Raw genomic sequence first — 9019 nt, 5'->3', positions numbered from 1 at the left:
TCCTTGCCCTTATAGCCATTGGAATAGCCATTGCCATAGGTGACAGCAGATTGGTGTTCCATGCCCAGATAGGGGACTTCAATCAGCTTAAAACCGTCTTCATAAAAAGGGTAGGGGCCAAACCAGTGTTCGAAGGCCCTCATCAGCCTTGGCGCATCCCTAAATTGGACCTTTGCTTTTTCGAGGTTTTCCTTGAGTACATAATAATCCAGGCTTAATGGCCCTTTTTCACCCTGATACATTTCTGAAAAATGTGCATAATCTGCTATGCTTAGGTTTACCCCATAATTGGCAATCGGATTGCTTACAAACCAATGGTAAGTACTTTTCCCATCCTTGTGTTTCTCTATTTCTCGAAGCCTTCCATTGGATACATTCATAAGCGGATCGGGTACTTTTACACTGATGAGCATACTGTCAGGTTCGTCGTACATGTGGTCCTTACATGGCCACCAAAGGCTTGCCCCATCCCCTTGGTTGGAATTGGCGATAAAAGGTTTTCCCTTTTTGTCTTCTTCCCAAGTCAGGCCGCCTTCCCAGGGTGGATTAGGACTAATCCTTGGCGACCCACTGTAGTTAACTTCCAGAAAATGCAAATCTCCTACTTCTTGATTCGCTTCAATGGTGACAAAATAGGCATTACCTTCTTTTTTAAAATCCAGCGCTTTGCCATTTTGGGAAAAACCCTTTATTTTCATTGGCTGCTGCAAGTCTATTTGCATTACCTTCCCGGGCTTCAATACCTTATAATAAATGGTATTGCTTCCTTCAATGGACTTTTGTTTGGGCTTGACCTCGATGTCGAGGTGATAATAAATCAGATCCCACCATTCTCTCTCAGGAGTGATACTCCCACGCAAGCTGTCCTGTCTGGAATAAGATTGTTTTGTATGTTGTGCCATGCCTGAGCTTATGGACAACATGGTTAAAAAAAGCAGGCCTAGGCCATAGGTTATTGTTCGCAAAGGTTTTTTCATTAATTGTTACGGGTTTATTCGTACCTGTCATTGATATCCAACTTGGCCAGGTCAATCATTAATTCGGCAATTTTCTCACTAGTATCTTTAAGGAAACGTTCGCCTTTTTCCGGTGTACTCGCTTTAGGGTTTCCAATTCCAGTATCTTCCGTGACCATGGACCACTTTCTTTCTGCCCATGCCCAGCCTTCTCGAATGGCTTTTACTTTTGATTTCTTGTCTTTTCCGTCACCGGCTTCTTCGAGAGGCAAAACCAAATGACTATGCAAATGCATAATCAGGCTGGTTTCCATTTCGTCTGCATGGTCTCCCATATGTTCGAAATACTTGGGTTTGTCCATGGCCTGAAACCAATTGCAGGTGCTGAAGAACATATCAGGAAATAACAGGCCTATTTCTCTCAGTATGGTTTTAAAATCATTGCCGCCGTGACTGTTTAAAATAAGCAGTTTAGGAATACCTTGCCGATGTAAAACCGTAACAAGATCTTTCAAGATTGCCAGTTGTGTGCTTGGGTTTAGGTTCATGTCCAGATAGATGTCTGATTGTCCCGTGTTTACGCCAAAAGGTATGGTTGGCAGTATCATCACTTTCGCACCGGCTTCCCAAGCAATCTTTCCGGCAGCTGCTCCAAAGGCATCGGCTTCATAGACATCTGTTCCATAAGGCAGGTGGTAATTATGGGCTTCTGTGGCCCCCCAAGGCAGTACCGCCAACTCAATTTTTTCTTCTTTAAGTGCTTTCCAGTTCGTTTCAGCCAGGATATAAGGTCTCATTGATAAAAGGTTTTGGATGAGGCAAATTTTCTAAAAATGTAAATAAACCATAAATTTTTAGAATTCCCATCCCTAAAATTCCTTACTTCCCTTTATATTGCGGGAATAAAATGTCACGCTGCCAATAAACAATAAAATAAAATAAACCATCTTATCATGTCACAAACAAAAAACAATAGAAGAGACTTTGTCAAAAAAAGTATCTTAGGAACAATGGGAGGAGTCGTTCTAGCCGGATCTAACCTAAAGGCAGCTCCTGCAACTTTGGCCAAGCCATCAGATCTTAAATTGGCATTTGCGGGCTATACTTTTAAAAATTTCGATCTTGATGAAACCATAAAAATGATACAAAAAGTAGATGTAAACTACCTTTGTATTAAGGATTTTCATTTGCCTTTGGAAAGTACAGATGCAGAAATTGCAGCTTTTCACCAGAAATTGGCAGATGCAAACATAAAAGGTTATGCAGTAGGCCCTATCTATTCTAAAACGCAAGAGGCCTTAGATATTGCGTTTGATTATGCCAAAAAGGTTGGCGTAGATATGATTGTAGGTATTCCAAGTATAGAAGATTTACCTTACTTGGATGGCAAAGTAAAAGAATACAATATTAGGTTTGCCATACATAATCATGGTCCTGAAGATAAATTGTATCCAAATGCCACCGTTATCATGAGCCATATAAAAGATTTGGATGATCGAATCGGGATGTGTTTTGATATTGGACACAATATGCGTGACGGTCACGATCCTGTAGCAGACATTAAAAAATACAAAAGCCGCATCTTTGATTTGCACTTGAAAAATGTTTCTAAGGCAGAGGCTGATGGCAAAACTGTTGAGCTTGGAAGAGGTGTTATTGATATTCCAGGGGTGGTGAAAATGCTTGCCAAAACCAATTATGAAGGACATTTAGCCATGGAATATGAAAAAGACATGAAAGCTCCAATGGCCGGTATTGCAGAATCTGTAGGGTATTACCGTGGAATCGTCGATACTTTAGGTTGATTTATAGCTTAATTTTTATCCCAAATAGCCCGCATTAAGTGGGCTATTTGTTTTTTTTGGCGATTTGCTTGAGTTTCTCTTTGATCATTTCTTCACTTATCCATTGCCCCCTAGCCATTACGCCCAAAGGATTTTTTAAGCGGTTTAAATCTTCTAAAGGATTTGCTTTAAGTAAAATCAGATCGGCTTCCATTCCTTCTTTAATGGCTCCAAAATTGCCATTAAAATATTTTGCAGGGTTTAAGGTGCCGATTTGTAAAATTTCCAATGGCCTTAACCCCGCTGCTAGCATCCCATTTATTTCATGATGGATAGAAAATCCCGGTACATTGAATACTTGTGGAGCATCAGAACCCAATAATAATCCGTGTCCATCTTCTTGCAAGGCTTTAATCAATTGATATCGGATTTGATTGAATTTCTTCCATTTTTCCTCATTAAAGTTATCTCCGGTAGTCAAATTGTTTTTGCTGTTTACCCAGTTCTCCCTTGTCTGTGGGCTCATGTATTGCATTTCTTCCTGAGCGACCAATTCCTCGGCCGGAATTGGAGAGAACCAACGATCAAACAAAGCTTGTGTAGGAACTACCCAAACCTTGTTTTCTTTACTTAGTGCTACTAATTCAGCAATTGTATTCGGCTCTGCCAATTCCGTGAAATTGTAACCAAAGAAACCATTCTCTGTAGGATTTACACCTGCCTCTTTTGGTACCAGCCCTTCAATAAAACCATCTACATGATCTATGGTCTGGTAGCCATTTTTTAAGGCATGCCTGATACCTACTAAATTAGAGACGTGGCCGGCGAATGGGATCCCATATTTATTTGCTGCTGCCACAATGCTGTCAAAAACATGCTTTCGGATGCCAGGGTGAAGTTTCAGAAAATCGTAACCTGATTCTGCATAATTTTTAACTTTTTTGGTTGCTTCCTCGGTTGTGCTTACAGTATTTTCATTTAAAGAAGGACTGGAGGTAAAGATTCTTGGAGAGAGGATTTCCTGAGTGGCAGCTTTCTCCCTCAGTGGAAGATGAGCTTCGTTACCTAGCATTCCTCTTATTGTGGTTACACCATTTGACAGGTATAAAAACAATGTTTCTTGCACCAGAGGGTCATCCCAGGGCTTGTCCGGAATATGGGCGTGCATTTCTGCTAAGCCCGGAGTTAGGTAATTTCCCTTTCCTTCAATTACTTTCGCCTTGGCAAAATCAACTTCTTCATCTGGAGAAAGGATTTTTTCAATCGTTTTCCCTTTAACGATTACGTGCGCTTTATTTATAGCTCCAGTTGATACATTTACGAGGTTTACATCTCTAAAAACTGTCTGATCAGCCGTTAAACTTTGTTTAGCTTTTTTTGCGGTGCAACTAAATGCGATTCCTATAAGAATAAAAATGAATAAATGATTTTTCATGATCTTGTTGGTTTGGTTGACCTGAAAATAAATGAGACATTAAACCAATAGTAAAATTTTACCAATATGCTTGGAACTCTCTAATAACCTGTGTGCTTCAGCAGCTTCTGCCATAGGGAAAGCTGTATGGATAACGGGTTTTATTTTATCCGGAAATAACGGCCAGATTTCTTCCATCAACTGGGTGGCAATATGCCCTTTGTATTCCTTTGATTGAGGCCTTAAAGTGGATCCGGTTATTACCAGCTGATGCGTCATTATTCTAAGCAGATCCACTTCTCCCATTCTATTTTCCATGGCATTGATCATGATCAACCTTCCTTTTCTATTCAATAAGCGAAGATTTTTCATGGTATAAGAACCACCTACCATATCCAAGACTATGTCAACTCTTTTGGATCCCAAGTGCTCTTTGATTTTGGTCTCAAAATCTTGCTTTTTGTAATTGATAGCCAGGCTTGCTCCAAGCTCCAGGCAGGTTTCACACTTTTCTTCAGAACCTGCAGTAGCAATCACTTGTCCATCCATGGCTTTTACCATCTGAATGGCTGCAACACCAATCCCACTGCTACCACCATGGACAAGGACGGTTTCATCTTTGATGAATTTTCCTATTTGAAAAATATTGTTCCAAACGGTAAAAAAGGTTTCGGGAAGAGAAGCTGCTTCCTCCAGACTCAGCCCCTCAGGAATCGTTAGACATTGTTCTTTGGGTGCAGCCACATACTCAGCATATCCACCACCTGCCAATAAGGCACATATTTTATCCCCAATTTCCCAAGTTTTAACGTCTTCACCCAGTTCGGCTACCCATCCTGAAACTTCCAGTCCCGGAATATCCTTAGGGACACCTTCGGGAGCGGGGTATTTTCCTTCTCTTTGAGCGATATCAGGTCTGTTGATTCCAATGGCCCGGACTTTAATTAAAATTTCATTCTTTCCAATTTTAGGTTTACTTCTTTCTTTAATTTTTAAAACATCCGGAGCACCTGCTTCGGTAATTACTACTGCTTTCATATGCTATTTGATAACCAATAGAGGAATATGTGTATGATAGACCATTTTTGCACTGTGGCTATGTTTGAAAATAAAATCAAGAAAACCCCGGTCTTTCGAAAACATCACTAATAAGCTATCTGATTTGTTTTTCACATAATTTTCCAGCCCTTTGTCAGTATTTATTTCCTGAAGCATCTCAAAACTAAAATCGCAATCAGGAAAATTTTCAGTTAAGTAGGATTCGAGTCCTTTAAAAATGATTTTTTTACTGAAATTAGGTTTGTTTTCTATATGAATAATTTCATAAGGTAGGTTCCAAGTTTCAGTGAGTTTAATCAATTTCCTAAAAATGCCTTCTTTATCATGTTGAAGATCTACAGCAACTTTAATTTTTTCAATGCTTTCAAATGAAGAACCAAAAGGTACTGCAATTACCGGAATGCTACTTTCCTTGATAACTTTAGCAGTGTTGGAACCAATAAGGTTTTTTTTAATCCCACTGGCCCCTTGGGTTCCCATAATGATCAGGTCATAATCATCATTATTGGCCGTAGAAAATATAGCATTGGCCACTGTGCCTTGAATAATTTTATAATCTATCTCTACCTCCCTACCTACTTTGCTAATTATTTTATTTAACTCAGTTTTGGCATTGTTCTCAATTGTTTGTGCCATTCTTACAGCTTCTGCAGCGAAATCATATACTGCAAAATAGGAAAAAATTAATGTTATGGTAGCACATTGCTGCTGGGCATAGGCCACTGCGAAATTTAGTGCCTGGTCAGCATTGTCAGATAGGTCAGTTGGAACAAGTATCTTCATATTAGGCCTTTTAGTTTCTTTAAATTAATGAATATTTATCTAAATTACACAATGATTTATATCATATATCTTTGAAGAATATAGGTATCAAACTCAAAAATTATGTTCGAATATAATAAAGACAAGCACTATCCGAAAGAGACAGAAAGTAGGGTAGTCATCAGGTGCCGAAATTGTATGGGGTGGAAATGATGGATTTTATCCGTAAATACCAGGCCGCCTGGGTGGTATATAATCATAGTATTTCCTATGTCAGGCCTGCCAGAGTTGGAGAATGGGTGAGAATCATGAGCAGGGTGATTTGGCATGATCACCATTCAGTAATTGTAGAGTATTATATGACTGATGATAATAAAGAGGAACTGAAAACATTGATGTGGACCACCATGCGTTATGTGGATATGAAATATGGGAAGTCTAAGGACCATGAAGGTGCGGTCAAAGATTTCTTATTGGCTACAACAGATGAGGTTAACATGGCTGAAACTACCCTACAATCCAGGATTAAGGATATCAAAGCAAGCCTGTTAAAACCTTAATTTTACATACGATTTAATTCGGTATTGAAGAAATAATAAGCATCTTCCCTCCAAAATCGTGTTCTTTTTATTGTGTAAAATCAAGAATTTTCTTTCTGAGCCTTTGAAATTGATCTGGTGGGATTAGCTGAATAAATTGTAGCGAATAATCAATTTATCATTTGATTTCCATTTTATCCATCCTTGACCAAGGTTAAAGAATTCTTTGTCAGTCAGGTTTACCTTTAGCCAATCCCCCTGCACAGCAATGGGTTGCAAAAAAACATATGAGATACTGTTTACCGCAGCATTTTCTAAGGGTTTAATCAATACTTTTTGTGGAAACGCTTCCATAATTTCTACACTATTGGTATTGAGAATAAATTCCGGCCAGTAGATAAGGTTGCCACTAAATTTGTCTACAAGTACGGATTGCCCAGTTTCTTGATTGATCTCAACCTCCAGCGTATATTTACCGGAGATAATGACCTTTATCATCAACCACTCATAATCCATTTTAACTATTTCAGGAAAAAAATAGGGGGGAGCATATTGGATATCGTATTGCCCATTCCGGTTTTTATAAAACACCAAACTGTCTATAGCTTCTCCAACACCATTCCAAGCCCTTGGATCAGAAGGAGAATAAAAATACAATTTGTTATTTTCTGCAAAATTGGGGCTAAAGAAGCCCTGGCCCATTCCATTTTCAAATTGTATATTGTGAATGGGCTGGGCCGGGGCGGTAGGTTTGGGTGTGAATTGCTCTTGCTGGGCAGGAACCTTGTTTTCTTCGATTTCTAAATGGCGGAGGTAGCCAAGAATAATGAATAAAGTCATTATTATAAAGAGGACAATATTGGCATAAATGATGATTTTAGTCTTTAATCTACCGGCCAATACAATTGCTACGATTAAGGCTCCGAAAGCATACATGAGGGCATAGCCTAATACGATGGCCCCACCGGCTAGTCCTTGATTTTTTCCTACCTCCATGTAATTTGAAAAGAGTCCTCCCGAAATAAAAAACACAACGATGGTGAGAAAGTAGAATAAGAAACTGGATCCTTTAAGTGCTTTTTTCATGGATCAATTTATTATTTAACCTGAAGATGTAAATGACTTTTTTAGCAAGTACAGTAGCTGGTTGGCGCAATAATAACCAATCTGATCAGCGTAATTACAACTAAGCAATGGTTGACAATTACTGAACTGGAAAGGTAATGTTGGATTTGTCCTTATAAAATTAAATATATTTAATAAAAAACAAAATAAATGAACAGTTTATATTAATAGATGGTAAATGTATTTTGAATTGAGGCAGGCAGTGATTGTATAAAATTAAGGTTATTAAGAAGCCTTGAATTTACATCCATTGGTTTCATTGAATTACAAAAGTTTGATTTCCAATTTTACATCAGTTAATAATGTGTATTTGTTCGTTTACTGCCTCTTTTAATACTGCGTCTGACCAGTGGTAAGCAGGCGGAATTTCACCCAGAAAATAGGTTTTTGTTGGATGAATCAAGGCCGGAAGCTGATAGGTGTCGGTAATCCGAAGTACATTCAATAATTCTAAAGCGAAATCCCTTCCATTTTTTGGGCTGGGTTGGTCATGCGTTTCCGGTGGATTGCTCAGGTAAATACCTTCACATTTTTCATCCATCAATGCTGCATACATGGCTATGGAAGCCATTCCATCCCTTCCAAGAACGCTTATTTTACTTGTAGCTACCTCAGGCAATGTTCTACAGAATTCCAAAGCCCGCATGGTGTCATAAATTTGCATGGAAGCAATGGTTTTGCCTAGCCAAGCTGCTGAACGCCTCACATGCCAATTGAGCTCTGGAGCCCAGCCGGCTTCCCCCACACCTCTTACTTCCAGATAGGCGATGTTATGTATTCCGGGTACTTTATTTGCATAGCCTTCACTTTCCCATCTTTCCTCTCCCGGGGTTCTTAGTACCAAGAGCAGAGGCGATTTCTCATCTTGAGGCTGTCGGTAAAAGAAATTTACTTTGAGTTCCCAGCCCTCTTCACTGTTGAAACTGTAGGTTTTATTGCCATGTTTGGCCAGGTCGGCTGTTCTATAAATCATTTTACCCTTAAAGTCAATTGCTGAATCGGGGAATGCCCCAAATGTTCTCGATTTAAGGTATTCTTTCACCTTGTTTTGATGGTTTTTTAGGGCTTCTCGGCTATTGATATCCGGTATTTTAGCGGTTTTGATAAAGGAGTGCTGTATTGTTTTGGTAATGTCTGTAGGAGGGGGCGTGCCATTATAAACATTAAGGCTGTCAGCAGGAAGCAATTTTTCTTTGTTGGATTCTATATCCATTATTTCTTCAGCGGGAACCTCTTTGCCCATTAAATGCTGAAGGAAAAATGAAAAAATGGCTTTTCTGGATTTTGGATGGTAAGAGTGTCCTCCGGGGGTTTCTACCAGTGAAATATTATTTTCTGCATCAAATTTTTTGTAGAAGTTGCTCAAGGTCTGGTAAAACT

7 protein-coding genes and 2 pseudogenes are annotated in these 9019 nt (G+C 39.1%); 2 read left to right on the top strand and 7 right to left on the bottom strand.

What is annotated here, in order from left to right; translation table 11 throughout:
• Both AAC037_RS12350 and AAC037_RS12345 read right to left on the bottom strand, forming a co-directional pair.
• Window positions 1–977: pseudogene (locus AAC037_RS12350) on the bottom strand (M1 family peptidase); the annotation flags it as partial.
• Window positions 978–991: 14 nt separating this feature from the next.
• Window positions 992–1753 carry a creatininase family protein gene (locus AAC037_RS12345; protein ID WP_339903285.1) on the bottom strand — a complete coding sequence of 254 codons (762 nt, stop codon included), beginning with the start codon at window positions 1751–1753 and terminating at the stop codon, window positions 992–994.
• Between the two features lie 156 nt (window positions 1754–1909).
• Here AAC037_RS12345 and AAC037_RS12340 point away from each other — a divergent pair, with 156 nt between their 5' ends.
• The gene (locus AAC037_RS12340; RefSeq protein WP_339903284.1) at window positions 1910–2761 is read left to right on the top strand and encodes a TIM barrel protein; all 852 of its coding nucleotides are present in this window, start codon (window positions 1910–1912) and stop codon (window positions 2759–2761) included.
• Window positions 2762–2804: 43 nt separating this feature from the next.
• Here AAC037_RS12340 and AAC037_RS12335 read toward each other — a convergent pair whose 3' ends face one another.
• The 3 genes from AAC037_RS12335 to AAC037_RS12325 are packed head-to-tail and all read right to left on the bottom strand — an operon-like array spanning window position 2805 to window position 5996.
• Window positions 2805–4175, bottom strand: coding sequence for an amidohydrolase family protein (locus tag AAC037_RS12335; protein WP_339903283.1), 1371 nt, complete (start codon window positions 4173–4175; stop codon window positions 2805–2807).
• Between the two features lie 39 nt (window positions 4176–4214).
• Complete coding sequence (locus AAC037_RS12330; protein WP_339903282.1) at window positions 4215–5192, bottom strand: NAD(P)H-quinone oxidoreductase; 978 nt, start codon at window positions 5190–5192, stop codon at window positions 4215–4217.
• A gap of 3 nt (window positions 5193–5195) precedes the next feature.
• Window positions 5196–5996 (bottom strand): universal stress protein, encoded by an 801-nt coding sequence (locus AAC037_RS12325; protein ID WP_303612704.1) that lies wholly within the window; start codon window positions 5994–5996, stop codon window positions 5196–5198.
• A gap of 102 nt (window positions 5997–6098) precedes the next feature.
• Between AAC037_RS12325 and AAC037_RS12320 the strand changes: the two are divergent.
• Window positions 6099–6535: pseudogene (locus AAC037_RS12320) on the top strand (hotdog domain-containing protein).
• 123 nt (window positions 6536–6658) lie between these two features.
• On the opposite strand, the gene AAC037_RS12315 reads toward AAC037_RS12320, so the two are convergent.
• Together AAC037_RS12315 and AAC037_RS12310 are read right to left on the bottom strand one after the other, a co-directional pair.
• Complete coding sequence (locus tag AAC037_RS12315) at window positions 6659–7600, bottom strand: hypothetical protein (RefSeq protein ID WP_339903281.1); 942 nt, start codon at window positions 7598–7600, stop codon at window positions 6659–6661.
• Between the two features lie 331 nt (window positions 7601–7931).
• A partial coding sequence (locus tag AAC037_RS12310; protein ID WP_339903280.1) for a hypothetical protein occupies window positions 7932–9019 on the bottom strand: 1088 nt, incomplete at its 5' end.

The sequence above is a fragment of the uncultured Cyclobacterium sp. genome (assembly GCF_963976465.1).
In the GTDB taxonomy this organism is placed as follows: Bacteria; Bacteroidota; Bacteroidia; order Cytophagales; family Cyclobacteriaceae; genus Cyclobacterium.
Note: the sequence above shows the minus strand (reverse complement) of the source record. Positions and strands in the feature narration are given on the sequence as shown.